We start from the raw sequence: 13,987 nt of genomic DNA, 5'->3' as shown, positions 1-13,987 counted from the left end.
CATGTTGCGAGCTTACGGAGCGGTCCCGACATCCTCAATGGTGTTTGCCGATTGGACACCGAGTGATCATCGGTGCGGCAGGCGCGACCGATGACGAGTCCTCGCCTCAGATCAGCGCGGGAATCGATCAGACGGATGCCGCTGCGGCATCCTCGAATTCCTCGACTTCGCGCTCCCACGCGTCCTTCGCCAAGCGGTACCAGAGGTAGAACGCGAAGCCGGCGAAGATGGCCCATTCGACCGCGTAGAACACGTTCAGCCAATTGACCGGCGAGATCTCGTCCGGTGCGGGGGAATCGATGTCGACCAGCCCTGCGGACGCCGTCGTCGACGCGAGGTACGGGCGGTAGACATCGAGCTGCTCGGTGTCGTGCCAGCGGCTCAGGAGCGTGGCGGGAGACATCCGGTCCATCCGATCGGGCTCCGTGCGCGGCGGCACGGACGGTCCCTCGTCGGAGATGATGCGGCCGGTGATCGCGACGGTGCTGCCGTCGGCATCCGCTTCGAGCTCGGCTGCTGCGGCATCCGCGCTCTCGCGATCCGGAGCCCAGCCGACCGCGACCGCGATCGAGGTGCGCTCGGCGACGCGGAGCTGTCCGGTGACCCAGTACCCCTCGACCCCGCCGTTGAAGCGGTTCGAGACGACCAGGAAGTCGCCGGGGATCCAACTGCCCTCGGTCTCGACGCGTTGTCCGACCAGCGGTTCGGGGAGGTAGACCCCCGGTTCGAGGGTCCCGTCGAGGGGCTGCACCTGCTCGGTCACACCGGCAGGGGGCGGATCGGTGTCGATCGCGCGCTCCAGCTGCCACTGGCCGAGCCACGCGAACACACCGGCGACGACCAGGCACAGCAGCAGCACCCCGATCCATCGACCGCGGAGCATGACCTCACGAAGCGTCGGCGGGAACTGCAGCGGTGATGTCACGGTCGTGCGCGAGCCCTTCAGGCCTCGTAGGGAGCCAGGACGACCTCGACCCGCTGGAACTCCTTGAGGTCGGAGTACCCGGTGGTCGCCATCGACTTGCGCAGCGCGCCGATCAGGTTGGCGGTGCCGTCGGCGACGAGCGCCGGGCCGTAGAGGATCTCCTCGAGCGTGCCGATGCCGCCGACGCTGACACGACGGCCGCGGGGCAGCTTCGGGTGGTGCGCCTCGGGACCCCAGTGGAATCCCTGTCCGGGTGCATCGGTCGCACGCGCGAGCGCGACGCCGAGCATGACCGCATCAGCGCCCATCGCGAGGGCCTTGACGATGTCGCCCGAGGTGCCGACGCCGCCGTCTGCGATCACGTGCACGTAGCGTCCGCCGGACTCGTCGAGGTAGTCGCGACGAGCTGCGGCGACATCGGAGACCGCTGTGGCCATCGGCGCATGGATGCCGAGCGTGGCACGCGTGGTCGACGCTGCTCCCCCGCCGAAGCCGACGAGCACGCCGGCGGCACCGGTGCGCATCAGGTGCAGTGCCGCGGTGTAGGTCGCGGCTCCGCCGACGATGACGGGGACATCGAGGTCGTAGATGAACTTCTTGAGGTTGAGGGGCTCGGCCACGCTCGACACGTGCTCGGCCGACACCGTGGTGCCGCGGATCACGAACAGGTCGACGCCGGCGGCGGCGACGGTGTCGTAGTACTCCTGCGTGCGCTGCGGTGTGAGCGACCCGGCCACGGTGACGCCGGCGTCGCGGATCTCCGCGATCCGCGCCGTGATGAGCTCGGGCTTGATCGGCTCGGAGTACAGCTCCTGCATCCGCGCGGTCGACTGGTTCTCGTCGAGGCCTGCGATCTCAGCGAGGAGCGGCGCCGGGTCTTCGTACCGGGTCCACAGCCCCTCGAGGTCGAGGACGCCGAGACCGCCGAGCTTGCCCAGCATGATCGCGGTCTGCGGGCTCACGACGGAGTCCATGGGCGCGCCGAGCACCGGGATGTCGAAGCCGAAGGCATCGATCGTCCACGCGGTGGACACGTCCTCCGGGTTGCGCGTGCGCCGGGACGGCACCACCGCGATGTCGTCGAACGTGTACGCGCGGCGCGCGCGCTTGCCTCGGCCGAGCTCGATCTCCATGGTCACCCCTCCAGCCTACCGGGGCCGTGAGTGCGCGATGACTGGGAGACTGGAACCGACTCCAGGAGGACCAATGAAGAGCGAGACCGTGGACATCGCGATCGTCGGCGGCGGCGTGATGGGGCTGGCTACGGCATGGGAGCTGACCCGGCGAGGGCGGCGTCCGGTGGTGCTGGAGCGATTCGCCCGCGGACACCACGAGGGCGCATCGCACGGCGCCACCCGCAACTTCAACAACGCCTACGTCGAGGACCACTACCTCGACCTCCTGGCGCGCGCCCGCGCCGGCTGGGACGCCCTCGGCGCTGTCGACGGAGAGCCGCTGCTGCGGCTGCACGGCCTCGTCACGCACGGCGACCTCGACGTCGCAGCCGTACGCGACGGACTCACTGCCCGCGGCATCGACGCCGAGCTGCTGTCGGCGGCCGAGAGCGCACGACGCTGGCGAGGGATGCGCTTCGACGGCGACGTGCTGTGGTCATCGGACGCCGGCGTCGTGCGCGCGGCGGATGCGCTGCGCGAGCTCGAACGGCGCATCGTCGCCGGTGGCGGCGAGGTGCGCTGGAACACCCCGGTCGCGCACATCGGCGAGGATCCGGCCGGCGGCGTGCTCGAACTCGCCGACGGCACGCGGCTGCACGCCGAGACCGTCGTCGTCACCGCAGGGGCCTGGACGAGCAGGATGCTGTCGCGCCTCGGCCTGCCGCGCCTCACGGTCACCGAGGAGACACCTGCGCACTTCGCGCAGACGACGGATGCCGCGTGGCCGTCGTTCAACCACGTCGTCGGTCCGCCCGAGTACCCGGCCACGGTGTACGGCATGCCGACGCCCGGCGAGGGGGTCAAGGTCGGCTTCCACCGGGTCGGCGACGAGATCGATCCGGATGCCAGGCCGCACCTGCCGACGCATCAGGACGCCCTGCGCGAATACGTGCGGGAGTGGATGCCCGGGCTGGACCCCGACAGCGCCGTGCCGATCAGCTGCACGTACACCTCAACCGACGACGGCACCTTCGTGCTGGACCGCCGGGGTCGCACCGTCGTCGGTGCCGGGTTCTCCGGGCACGGCTTCAAATTCGCGACCGGGATCGGCGCCGTGCTCGCCGATCTCGCGGTCGACCCGGCCGCTCGCGCGGCCGAGCCGTTCCGCCTCGCCTGACGTCCGGTTCGGTGCGGGCCCTTCGACAGGCTCAGGGACCCAGGGAGGCGGGCCCTTCGACAGGCTCAGGGACCCAGGTGGACCCAGGGACCCAGGTGGACCCAGGGACGCAGGTCAGCGCGCCCTGGCCACCCTGCGTTCGTCCCAGACCGGCTCGCCCGATTCGTAGACGTCACCCTCGGAGCCGAACACCAGGAAGCGATCGAAGGACCGGGCGAACCAGCGATCGTGCGTGACCGCGAGCACCGTTCCCTCGAAGCGCGCGAGCGCCTGCTCGAGCGCCTCAGCCGACTCCAGGTCGAGGTTGTCGGTCGGCTCGTCGAGCAGCAGGAGCGTCGCCCCCGACAGCTCGAGCAGCAGCACCTGGAAACGAGCCTGCTGGCCTCCTGAGAGCGACTCGAACGTCTGCTGCGCCTGACGGACCAGCCCGTAGCGGTCGAGCGCCGAGCTGGCGGCATCCCGCGGCATCCCGCTGCGTCGATCGTCGCCGCGGTGCAGGATCTCGAGGAGCGTCCGGCCGACGAACTCCGGATGCGCGTGCGTCTGCGCGAACAGCCCGGGCACGACACGGGCCCCGAGCACTGCGCGCCCGGTGTGCGCGACCGCGCCGACCTGCTCCCCCGCCGCCGTCAGGTGTCCGAGCGTCGGATCGGGGTCGCTGCCGCCTCGCGCGAGCAGCCGCAGGAAGTGCGACTTGCCGGACCCGTTCGAGCCGAGCACCGCGACGCGGTCGCCGTACCAGACCTCGGCGTCGAAGGGCCGCATGAGCCCGGTGAGCTCGAGGCCCGTCGCCACCACGGCGCGCTTGCCGGTGCGCGAACCGCGCAACCGCATGTCGAACTCCTGCGACGGCGGGCGCTCCTCCGGAGGCCCTGCCTCCTCGAACTTCCGCAGCCGTGTCTGGGCAGCCTGGTAGCGCGAGGCGAAACCGTCGTTCGCCGAGGCCTTCACCTTCAGGTTCGCGACGAGGATGCGCAGCTTCTCGTGCTGCTCGTCCCATCGCCGCCGCAGCTCGTCGAGCCGGTCCATCCGATCGCTGCGGGCCTGGTGGTACGTCGCGAAACCACCGCCGTGCACCCAGGCGGTCGATCCAGCACCACCGGGCTCGAGGCTGATCAGCCGATCGGCGGCGCGAGCGAGCAGCTCGCGGTCGTGCGACACGAGCAGCACCGTCTTGGCAGACTCGCGCAGCTGCGCCTCGAGCCAGCGCTTCGCCGGGACGTCGAGGTAGTTGTCCGGCTCGTCGAGCAGCAGCACCTGGTCGGGTCCGCGAAGGAGCGCCTCGAGTGCGAGCCGTTTCTGCTCGCCGCCGGACAGCGTGGTGAGCTCGCGGTAGCGCGCCCGCTCGAACGGCAGGCCCAGCGCCGAGACCGTGCACTGGTCCCAGACCGTCTCGTGCTCGTAGCCACCGGCGTCCGCGTACTCCGAGATCGCGGAGGCGTATGCCATCTGCGTATCGTGCTCGTCCCGATCGATCAGCGCGTTCTCGGCTGCCTCGAGGGCCTCGGCCGCGGCTCGGATGCGACGAGGCGCGACACGGACGAGGAGCTCGTGCACGGTCTGCCCGGGCTCGCCGTGACCGACGAACTGGTCCATGACGCCGAGGCCGCCGTCGATGGTCACGACACCGTCATCCACGGCCTGGTCGCCGCGGATGATCCGCAGCAGCGTCGTCTTGCCGGCCCCGTTCGGACCGATCAGCGCGCTGGTCGACCCCTGACCGACGCGGAACGTCACGTCGTCGAGCAGCGGTCTGCCGTCGGGCAGCGTCAGCGAGACGCCGGAGACATCGATGGAGCCCACAGTGCGAGGCCGTCCTTCCGCCCGCGACTGGCGAGCCGACCAGGCTATCAGTCGCGAGCCGTCTCCGGCACCGCGCTGCTCACTCCGTCAGGCTGAGGGTGTGCAGCACCTCGGTGCGCGGTGCCGATGGCAGCGTGAACCGGAACTCCGTGCCGACGCCGACCTCGCTCGTCATGTCCATCGTCCCGCCGTGCGCGATCACGATCGCCCGCGTGATCGTGAGCCCGAGACCGACGCCGGGGACAGCGTTCTGCGTCGCCGTCGATGCGCGGAAGAACCGGGTGAACAGCATCGCCTGCTCGTCCGCCGGGATGCCGACGCCGGTGTCCCGCACCGAGAGCTCGACCCCGCTGTCGACCATGCGGATCCGCGCCACGACGCTGCCGCCGGTCGGCGTGAACTTGATCGCGTTGGAGAGCAGGTTGTCGACGGCCTGTCCGATCCGACCGGCGTCGATGAGCAGTCGCAGCGGACCATCGGGCACGTCCGCGGTGAGCGAGATCCCCTCGCGCAACGCGTGCGGCCCTGCCGAGGTGACGGCCGAGCGCACGATCTCTGCGATGTCGCCATCCGCTCGGTCGAGCGGGAACCGCCCCGACTCGACCTGCGCCGTGAACAGCAGGTCGCCCACGAGATTGAGCAGGCGCTGCGCGTTGCGCTCGATGATGCCGACGAACTCCTGCTGGTCCTCGGTCAGCGGCTGACCAGGGTCGTTCTGGAGCAGGTCGAGGAAGCCGATGATCGCGCTCAGCGGCGTCCGCAGCTCATGCGAGATCATGCCGACGAACTCGTCCTTCATGCGCGCGACCTCGACGGCCCTGCTCTCATCGGTGACGACGAGCAGATAGCCCTGCTGCGTGCCCTCACCGTCTTTGTACGGGTTGACCGTGACGCGAGCGGGAACCGCGGTCCCCGCCGCCGTCACGACGTCGACATCGCTCTCGACGCTCTGCTCGTCATCTGCACCCGCGAACAGCGCCCGCAGCCCCGCAGGAAGATCGGCGGCGTCGTCGGCTCGCTCACCGACCGTGCAGTCGCTCGCCAGCGCGGTCAGCGACGATGCCGAGAAGAACCGATCCACACGGACGTGCTGCGTCGCCTCTGCGTAGGTCAGGCCGAGCAGACGCTCTGCCCCGGGATTCCACGCCGTGATCCACCCGCTGTGGTCCGTGGCGATCACAGCCTGCGCCGTGATGGACGACCACAGGCCCTCATACGACTCGACGAGGGAACGGTACTGGTGCTCCTTCTCGCGCAGCTGCACGATCATCGCGACGTTGTCGGAGAGAGCCGCCGTCCGCTCCGCGACCAGCCTCTCGGCCTGTTCCGCTCGCACACGCTGCTGTCGGGAGAGCTCATTGACCACGGCGGCCATCGCCGAGAACACGAGCGGTCCGACCACTCCCCGCAGCCATTCGACCGGAGTGTCCGGTGGGCTCGCGAAGTACGGCATGAGCAGCGCGACCGACGTGAGCGCCCCCACCGCGAAGACGTAGCGGATGCCGGGAGCCGCCGCGATCCAGACGACCGGGAGCAGCACGAGCGACCCGAAGACCGATGTCGCTCCGCCGGTCCCGGCGCGGAACAGGCCGAGCCCGAGGATGTCGATCATCGGGATGATGAGCACGACCCAGCCCTCGTACACCCGCAGCATGCTGAGCGCCGCCGCCTGCACGGTCGCGCCGAGCACCAGGACGAGGCCGGCGAGCGCCGAGAAGCCGTTGGTGAAGGGCAGTTCGGGGTTGAGCCACGCCACGAGCGCCGAGATCACGATCGCGATCGCGGTCGGGGCCTGCTTCAGCAGGGGGCTCGGGTTGTCGAACAGCCGGTACCAGCTGTTCTCCGCGCGGTCGAGCGGCGTCGCCGCGTTCATCGCTGCACGCGTCCGAGGATCTCGTGCATGTCCGCTCCGATGATGGGCTTGGGCAGCGCGGCATCGGCCGGCGGATAGTCCGCGGCGTCGAGCACCGAGCTGATCACCAGGAAGCACTCCGGGAAGCGCTCGCGGACCAGTCGTGCGCACTCCTGCCCCGAGATGCCGGGCAGAAGCAGGTCGAGCACCGCCACCACAGGATCGATGCCGGCGAAGGCCGCGATCGCGGTCTCGGCATCCGGTGCCGCGAACACGTCGAATCCCTCTCGATCGAGGTATCGGCGCAGGAGTGCTGTCTGATCGACGCTGTCCTCGACCAGGAGGGCGAGCGGACGGGTCACCGCAGGAACAGCTCTCGCACGATCACGATCACCGCGACGATGCCTGCGGCGAGGAGCGCCTGCGGAATGAGCAGTCGTTCCCGGCGCAGGTCAGCGGCGATCTCCTCGACCTCGGCCGCCTCCTGCGAAGGTGTCTCGGTCATGAGTCGACCCGTCCGATCTTCTCGGTCTTGATCCATGAGGCGTCGGCGCGACGCCACTCCTTGATGTACGAATCGACGGTGATCGCGCACAACAGCGAACCATACCCGCAGATGTAGAGCAGCAGCCCCGCGAAGAACCGGCCGCCGGGCAGCGGCTCGACCGCCCGGGCGAGCCAGATGCCCAGCATCGAGATCGGTCCCCACAGGTAGAAGATCACGGCCCACGTGAACCGCGACTCGTCGGTGAGTCCCAGCCCGAGCTCGGCGAGGCCCTCTTCGAAGAGCCACGGGAACAGTGCGATGGCCATCAGGATCAGCGCGCCGAGCCCCGGGAACATGAGCGCCTCGCGCCAGGACTGCCGCCCGATCCGCCCGTCCAGCTGCACGGCGTACAGCATCGAGAACAGATAGACGCAGGCCGCCGAGATCCACATGAGGCGGAAGACGAACTCCGCGATGTCGCTGTGCAGCACGAGGAGCGTGAGCATCGCCGCTGCGGCCAGCAGCATGAATGCCGGCAGGAGCAGGATCGTGAACCACGCGAGTCCGAACGCGAAGCTGCCGAGGTTGTGGAGGCGGCTCGGCCGGAACCAGAGCGTGCGGTAGATCGAGGTGAGCTGCACGTTGCCACGCGCCCAGCGAAGGCGCTGCTTCCACAGACTGTCGATCGTGCGCGGCTCCTCGGCCAGGACGACCGCGTGCGGCTCGAAGACCATGCGGCGGCCCTTGAGCTGCCCCTCGAACGTGGTCATGGTGTCCTCGGCGAGGGTGCCGGTGGGGATCCGTCCGCCGATCGCCTCGAGGTTCGCCCGCGAGTGCAGCTGTGCGCCGCCGGCGAGGCAGGCGATCGCGCCGCCCACGTTCTGCGTGCGGCGAGCGGAGAGCTGGCCGATCACGTACTCGATCGCGATGAAGCGGGTCAGGTAGTTGCGGTCCCTGCTGCCCTCTGCGATGTATGCGGTGACCGCGCCGACCTTCTCGTCAGCGAGATGCCGGCTGAGCTTGCGCAGCGAATCGCGCGCGAAGATCACATCGGCGTCCATGATGAGCACGGCCTCGGTCCACGCATCGGCGAGCACGATGTCGAGACCGTGGTTGAGCGTGTGCGCCTTTCCCTGACCGCCGACCTCCCGCCGGAGGTGGTGCACGCGACCAGGGTAGGCCGCCATCTTGGCGGCCAGCAGCTCGGGGGTGTCGTCAGTCGAGGCGTCGTCGACGACGAAGATGCGCAACCGGTCGGCGGGGTATTCGAGCTGCAGCAGCCGCTCGATCGCCGGTCCGATCACCATGCCTTCGTTCCAGGAGGGGATCAGCACGGCGACGTTCGGATGATACGGCGCGGCCTTCCCGTAGTGGTTGCGGAACGCGTGCAACGGCAGCGTCAGGAACTGCAGTGCGGTGTTGATCACCGGCAGCGTGCCGACGAAGACACAGATCAGGAGGAAGACGACGAAGGTCGTCTGCAGCCAGGTGAGATCGGCCATCACGCTTCCCCGGCGTCGGCGAGCAGCCCCGTGACGCGGTCGTAGCGTCCGACGTCGGACGCGACATGGCTGTCCGTCGAGGCGACGATCTCGGCGCCGGCTGCGCGGAGCGCCCGGAGCGTGCGCGGTTCGGGGCACGCCCACTTCTCGTTGACCTCGACGAGGGTGTCGGATGCCGCGGCGGCGCGCGCCCAGGCCTCGACCCGTTCAGCGCCCAGCTCGCCCTCTGAGAGGCCGATCTTCGGGAGGATCGAGAAGCAGTGCGCCAGCTGATTGCCGGGATGACGCTGCATCGAGGCGATCAGCGCCTCGACGAGCTGGTCCAGGACGTCGTCCTTCGCCCAACCGTCAGCGATGCGCTCGCGCACCGCCGTCGGCCCGAGCGGTCCGTCGACGCCGGGGAACTGGTGGTCCGCGATCAGGATGCGGTCGACACCGTCCGGCAGCACCGGGATGTCGAGTTCACCTGCCGCCGTGAGGATCTTCGCCTCGACGCCGGTGAGCACCGTGAGCCCGTCGGGGATCTCGAGTTCGCGTACCGCGGTCAGGTACTCCGGCACCCACGTAGTGCTCTGCCGAACGTGGTCCACCAGTCGCAGCGTGGTGAGGCCGATGGACGATGCCGCTGCGACGTTCTCAGCGAGGGTGGAGACGGCGTCGTCGGAGAACGTCGAGTGGACGTGGTGATCGCCGTGGAGGATCGCCGGGCTCACGATTCCTCCTGATGCCCCGCATGCTCGGAGACCAGGATGTCCTCGACCTCGACGATCACGTCTTCCAGGAAGCGCACCGAGGCGACTTCGCGGAACGGCACCCTGGCAGGAAGCTCGTGTCCCAGGAACAGGTCGACCACCAGCGACGGGATGTCGACGCCCGCCGCGATGGTGAGCGGGAGCGCGCCGGGGAAGCGAGGGTTGATCTCGAGCAGGACGGCACGGCCGGAGCGATCGCGGCGCAGCTGCACGTTCGCGACACCGACCAGACCGATCGCCTGCGCGAGGGATGCTGCGGTCTTCTCGAGCTCCGGATCGCGCAGCGTCCGACCGGCGATCGCGACACCGGAGTCCACACGTGCGCGCGTGCGCGGCACTGCGGCGACGACGTTGCCCTGCGCGTCGGCGATCACGTCGACCGAGTACTCCTCGCCGGGCAGGAAGTCCTGCACGATGAGGCCCTCATCCAGGGGAAGCGCCTCGAGGGCGGCGCGGTCCGGCACCAGCCTGATACCGCGGCTACCCGCGCCCTGACGCGGCTTCGCGAAGACCGGGAACTCCCAATCCACTGCCTCGGCGTCCGGGCCTGCGAGCACCGTGCGCGGCGCGTAGCCGGTCGGTTCGCAGCGCTCTGCCAGCGTGAGCTTGTCGAGGGCGGCGTGGAGCGTCTCGGCCGACGGCGCGGCGAGGACCGCCGGCGCGAGTTCTTCGCGATGACTCGCCAGCGCGACGAGCTCGACGTCGACCGTGGAGATCACGAGATCGAGCGAGTCCTCCTGCACGAGCCGTGCGAGCGCCGGCACGAAGTCCTCGTCGCGTCCCGGCGGCACCAGGCGGCGCTGGGCAGCCGGCACCAGGTAGATGCCGCTCGCCCAGCCGTCCATGTCAGCTGCGAACACGGTCAGGTCGGACCGCCGGAGCAGCGATCGGATCACGGCGACGCCGGCCGGTCCCCCGGCTCCGGTCACCAGTACGCGCTTGGTCATCAGCTCTCCCGCCTCGTCAGTTCGTGTGCACCGACGAACTCGGCCGTCTCACGCACCACTTCCAGCGGTTCGACCGCGAGTCCGCCGCCGAAGCGCGACCAGTAGCGCGCCGTCGCGCTCACGAAGTCGGGCTCGAGGTAGTCACGGCTCGCTGTCTGCGACTGGAAGCACGCCAGCAGCCGCAGCTTCTGCTCGAGGTACTGGTCGATGCGCACGAAGCGCGTCGGCCGGAAGTCGATCGTCGACGAGGGGCTCTGGTAGCACGCCACCGTGCCGACCCGCCGGGTGGCCACGATCGTGGCCTCGCTCACCGCACGATGGTCCTGGTGCCGGTCGTTCTGGGAGTGCGTGTAGACGATGGTGGGCTGGATCTCGCGCACGACCTCCTCGATCAGTCGCACGGTACCGCCGCCGCCGGAGATCTCGGTGTCGACGAGGTCCTTCAGGAAGAGCCGGGCGCCGAGGATCTCGGCTGCTGCGAGCGACTCGTTCTGCCGGCTCTCGGCGTCTCCCCCGCGGGCGCCGCGGGACAGCGTCAGGACCGTCAGCTCGTCGCCGGCCTGGGCGTGCGCTGCGAGCAGTCCGCCGACGCCGATCTCGACGTCGTCCGGGTGCGCGCCGATCGCGAGCACGACGTTCTTCGGTCGGTTCGACTCACGGCGCCGACGGCCCTCCTCGACGAGACGGGTGACCGTCTCGACCAGCCGGACGTTGTCGAGGGGTTTCGTGAGGAACTCATCGGCCTGCGCGCGGAGCGCCGAGACCGCGTAGTCGACCGAGACATGCGCCGTCATGACGACGACCGGCACCCCCGGGATGAGTCGTCGCAGCTCGGCGAGCAGCTCGAGACCGCTGATCCCCGGCATCTCGATGTCGGTGACCACCACATCGGGGCGCACCGTCGCGACGAGGTCGATCGCGGCCTGGCCGTCGACGGCGAGGTCGACGACGCAGCCGGCGCGCCTCTCCAGCACGGTCTTCACGAGCAGGGCGACGTCCGGGTCGTCATCGACGACGAGAACGCGGGGCGCATCCTCAAGCATGTATGCAGCTCTCCTTGGGGAAATTCCCTGCCGCGTGGAAAGCCGGCGTCGATCTCACGGTGCCCTTCAACACCAGGAGCTCGGAGGGAAAGTCGAGCGGGGTTTTCCTAAATACTGGCATACCGGTCAACGCTTCGATGGCGCGCAGCACCGCGCGGCATCCGCACACGACGCGCAACGTCACCGATCAGCGTGCGAGACACACGATCGGCGCGGCATGCGGCGCCGGAACGACTTCTCTCAGGATGCCGCTCGAGCGGCCCGCTTCTGCTCCTGGAACACCCGGATCGCCTCGTACCGCTCGGCCGAACGGGCACGGCGCTTGTCGGCCTCTGCCTCGCGGATCTTCGGCGGCGCCGTGGTGACCAGGTCGTCGATGAGGTGTCGCGTCGCGTGCGCGATCTCGGCGACGGCGCGATCGAAGACCTCCTGATTGGCTCTGGAGGGCTTCGTCGTGCCGGCGATCTTGCGCACGAACTGCAGGGCAGCGTCGTGGCACTCCTCGTCGGTCGCGGCCGGTTCGAAGTTGTTCAGCGGGACGATGTTGCGGCACATGCGAACCAGGGTAGGCCGATTCGCGCGCAGCCCCAAGGGGTCGTGCGCCGCGGCTACTTCTTGTAGTTCGGTGCCTCGACCACGATCTGCACGTCGTGCGGGTGCGACTCCTTGAGCCCTGCCGACGTGATGCGCACGAACTTGCCGCGCTGCTTGAGCTCCTCGATCGTGCGCGCTCCGACGTAGAACATCGACTGACGCAGGCCGCCGACCAGCTGGTACGCGACGGCGGCGAGCGGACCGCGGTACGGGACCTGACCCTCGATGCCCTCGGGGATCAGCTTGTCGTCGCTGGGAACGTCGGCCTGGAAGTAGCGGTCCTTCGAGTACGACGTCTGCTTGCCACGCGTCTGCATCGCACCGAGCGAACCCATGCCGCGGTACTGCTTGAACTGCTTGCCTGACTGGAACACGATCTCACCCGGCGACTCGTCGGTGCCGGCGAGCAGCGAGCCGAGCATCACGGCATCCGCACCGGCGACGAGCGCCTTCGCGATGTCGCCCGAGTACTGCAGACCGCCGTCGGCGATCACCGGCACACCGGCCGGGCGCGCTGCGAGCGAGGCCTCGTAGACCGCGGTCACCTGCGGCACGCCGACACCGGCGACCACTCGGGTGGTGCAGATCGAGCCGGGACCGACGCCGACCTTGACGGCATCCACGCCTGCGTCGATCAGCGCCTGCGCGCCCTCGCGGGTCGCGACGTTGCCGCCGATGATGTCGATGTGGGCGAAGGACTCCTCGGCCTTGAGGCGACGGACGAGGTCGATCACGCCCTGCGACTGGCCGTTGGCGGTGTCCACCACGAGCACGTCGACGCCCGCATCGCGCAGCGCCTCAGCGCGCTCCCATGCATCGCCGAAGAAGCCGATGGCCGCGCCGACGCGCAGGCGACCCTGGTCGTCCTTCGTGGCGAGGGGGTACTTCTCGCTCTTGTCGAAGTCCTTGATGGTGATGAGGCCGGCGAGCTTGCCCTCGTCGTCGATCAGCGGCAGCTTCTCGACGCGGTGCTTCGCGAACAGCGCGATGACCTCGCCGGCGGCGACGCCGACGCGGGCGGTGACGAGGTTCTCGCTCGTCATGACGTCCTTGACGAAGGTGGTCTGGCGCTCGAAGCCGGAGACGAAGCGCATGTCGCGGTTGGTGATGATGCCGACCAGCTTGCCGTCGTCATCGACGACCGGGAGCCCGGAGATCCGGTACTTCGCGCAGAGGTTGTCGACCTCTTCGACGGTCGCGTCCTGCGTCGTCGTGATGGGGTCGGTGATCATGCCGGACTCGCTGCGCTTCACACGGTCGACGTGCGCGGCCTGGTCGGCGATCGAGAGGTTGCGGTGCAGGATGCCGATGCCGCCCTCGCGGGCCATGGCGATCGCCATGCGCGACTCGGTCACGGTGTCCATCGCGCTGGACAGCAGCGGGGTGGCGACGGAGATGCGACGCGTGATCCGCGACGACGTGTCCGCCTCGCTGGGGATGACGTCGGTATGCCCGGGCAGCAGCAGCACGTCATCGTACGTCAGTCCGACGAAACCGAAGGGATCGTGCTGTTCCATGTGGGGGCTCCTCCCGCGCGGTTCGCGCGATTCCGAATTCGAATAAGTCGGTCGTCGTCGTCCGATACGGGCCAGCACCCGTATAGAGATTCTAAGCGAGACGCGCCCGAGAACATTCCCAGCTGGGTGCATCGATCGCTCCTGATCCAGGGACGGCCTGTAGGAGAATCGCGGTCGGCACACTACGCTCAAATGCACTTGTCCATCACCGCGGTCGACCCGACACCGTGGCGACAGCACTCACAGTGGAGGTTGCGTGGGACCCACGACACT

Annotated in this window: 13 protein-coding genes; 1 reads left to right on the top strand and 12 read right to left on the bottom strand. The window is 69.2% G+C overall.

Annotation, left to right across the window (positions count from 1 at the left end):
* Positions 1-127: 127 nt before the first annotated feature.
* Positions 128-883, bottom strand: a complete 756-nt coding sequence (locus tag V7Z82_RS06165) for an SURF1 family protein (RefSeq protein ID WP_334149169.1) — start codon at positions 881-883, stop codon at positions 128-130.
* A 59-nt stretch (positions 884-942) separates the two neighbouring features.
* Positions 943-2,058 (bottom strand): GuaB3 family IMP dehydrogenase-related protein, encoded by a 1,116-nt coding sequence (locus V7Z82_RS06160; protein ID WP_334149166.1) that lies wholly within the window; start codon positions 2,056-2,058, stop codon positions 943-945.
* 73 nt (positions 2,059-2,131) lie between these two features.
* Here V7Z82_RS06160 and V7Z82_RS06155 point away from each other — a divergent pair, with 73 nt between their 5' ends.
* Positions 2,132-3,217 (top strand): FAD-dependent oxidoreductase, encoded by a 1,086-nt coding sequence (locus V7Z82_RS06155; protein ID WP_334149086.1) that lies wholly within the window; start codon positions 2,132-2,134, stop codon positions 3,215-3,217.
* A 114-nt stretch (positions 3,218-3,331) separates the two neighbouring features.
* On the opposite strand, the gene V7Z82_RS06150 is transcribed toward V7Z82_RS06155, so the two are convergent.
* From V7Z82_RS06150 to guaB, 10 genes are all read right to left on the bottom strand, one after another.
* Positions 3,332-5,020 (bottom strand): ABC-F family ATP-binding cassette domain-containing protein, encoded by a 1,689-nt coding sequence (locus V7Z82_RS06150; RefSeq protein WP_334149084.1) that lies wholly within the window; start codon positions 5,018-5,020, stop codon positions 3,332-3,334.
* A gap of 79 nt (positions 5,021-5,099) precedes the next feature.
* Positions 5,100-6,893, bottom strand: coding sequence for a PAS domain-containing sensor histidine kinase (locus tag V7Z82_RS06145; protein ID WP_334149082.1), 1,794 nt, complete (start codon positions 6,891-6,893; stop codon positions 5,100-5,102).
* Positions 6,890-7,234 carry a response regulator gene (locus V7Z82_RS06140; protein ID WP_334149080.1) on the bottom strand — a complete coding sequence of 115 codons (345 nt, stop codon included), beginning with the start codon at positions 7,232-7,234 and terminating at the stop codon, positions 6,890-6,892. Before V7Z82_RS06140 ends, V7Z82_RS06145 begins: the two co-directional genes overlap by 4 nt.
* Complete coding sequence (locus V7Z82_RS06135; RefSeq protein WP_334149078.1) at positions 7,231-7,377, bottom strand: hypothetical protein; 147 nt, start codon at positions 7,375-7,377, stop codon at positions 7,231-7,233. The genes V7Z82_RS06140 and V7Z82_RS06135 overlap by 4 nt, the downstream gene beginning before the upstream one ends.
* Complete coding sequence (locus V7Z82_RS06130; protein ID WP_334149076.1) at positions 7,374-8,861, bottom strand: glycosyltransferase family 2 protein; 1,488 nt, start codon at positions 8,859-8,861, stop codon at positions 7,374-7,376. The genes V7Z82_RS06135 and V7Z82_RS06130 overlap by 4 nt, the downstream gene beginning before the upstream one ends.
* Positions 8,861-9,574, bottom strand: coding sequence for a PHP domain-containing protein (locus V7Z82_RS06125; protein WP_334149074.1), 714 nt, complete (start codon positions 9,572-9,574; stop codon positions 8,861-8,863). The genes V7Z82_RS06130 and V7Z82_RS06125 overlap by 1 nt, the downstream gene beginning before the upstream one ends.
* On the bottom strand, positions 9,571-10,560 hold the full coding sequence (locus tag V7Z82_RS06120; protein ID WP_334149072.1) for an ATP-grasp domain-containing protein: 990 nt from the start codon (positions 10,558-10,560) through the stop codon (positions 9,571-9,573). Before V7Z82_RS06120 ends, V7Z82_RS06125 begins: the two co-directional genes overlap by 4 nt.
* Complete coding sequence (locus tag V7Z82_RS06115; RefSeq protein WP_334149070.1) at positions 10,560-11,603, bottom strand: response regulator; 1,044 nt, start codon at positions 11,601-11,603, stop codon at positions 10,560-10,562. Before V7Z82_RS06115 ends, V7Z82_RS06120 begins: the two co-directional genes overlap by 1 nt.
* Positions 11,604-11,843: 240 nt before the next feature.
* The gene (locus tag V7Z82_RS06110) at positions 11,844-12,158 is read right to left on the bottom strand and encodes a DUF2277 domain-containing protein (protein WP_334149068.1); all 315 of its coding nucleotides are present in this window, start codon (positions 12,156-12,158) and stop codon (positions 11,844-11,846) included.
* A 53-nt stretch (positions 12,159-12,211) separates the two neighbouring features.
* Positions 12,212-13,714, bottom strand: coding sequence for an IMP dehydrogenase (gene guaB / locus V7Z82_RS06105; protein WP_334149066.1), 1,503 nt, complete (start codon positions 13,712-13,714; stop codon positions 12,212-12,214).
* Between the last annotated feature and the right edge of the window lie 273 nt (positions 13,715-13,987).

This window comes from Microbacterium sp. (genome assembly GCF_036823965.1).
Taxonomy (GTDB): domain Bacteria; phylum Actinomycetota; class Actinomycetes; order Actinomycetales; family Microbacteriaceae; genus Microbacterium.
The sequence above is the reverse complement of the archived record's forward strand: the minus strand, read 5'-3'. Positions and strand labels throughout refer to the sequence as shown.

Bases quoted from the DNA above. Each gene is read 5' to 3' on its own strand.
- V7Z82_RS06165 (WP_334149169.1), bottom strand. From the start codon at position 883: ATGCTCCGCGGTCGATGGATCGGGGTGCTGCTGCTGTGCCTGGTCGTC.
- V7Z82_RS06160 (WP_334149166.1), bottom strand. From the start codon at position 2,058: ATGGAGATCGAGCTCGGCCGAGGCAAGCGCGCGCGCCGCGCGTACACG.
- V7Z82_RS06155 (WP_334149086.1), top strand. From the start codon at position 2,132: ATGAAGAGCGAGACCGTGGACATCGCGATCGTCGGCGGCGGCGTGATG.
- V7Z82_RS06145 (WP_334149082.1), bottom strand. From the start codon at position 6,893: ATGAACGCGGCGACGCCGCTCGACCGCGCGGAGAACAGCTGGTACCGG.
- V7Z82_RS06135 (WP_334149078.1), bottom strand. From the start codon at position 7,377: ATGACCGAGACACCTTCGCAGGAGGCGGCCGAGGTCGAGGAGATCGCC.
- V7Z82_RS06130 (WP_334149076.1), bottom strand. From the start codon at position 8,861: ATGGCCGATCTCACCTGGCTGCAGACGACCTTCGTCGTCTTCCTCCTG.
- V7Z82_RS06120 (WP_334149072.1), bottom strand. From the start codon at position 10,560: ATGACCAAGCGCGTACTGGTGACCGGAGCCGGGGGACCGGCCGGCGTC.
- V7Z82_RS06115 (WP_334149070.1), bottom strand. From the start codon at position 11,603: ATGCTTGAGGATGCGCCCCGCGTTCTCGTCGTCGATGACGACCCGGAC.
- V7Z82_RS06110 (WP_334149068.1), bottom strand. From the start codon at position 12,158: ATGTGCCGCAACATCGTCCCGCTGAACAACTTCGAACCGGCCGCGACC.
- guaB (WP_334149066.1), bottom strand. From the start codon at position 13,714: ATGGAACAGCACGATCCCTTCGGTTTCGTCGGACTGACGTACGATGAC.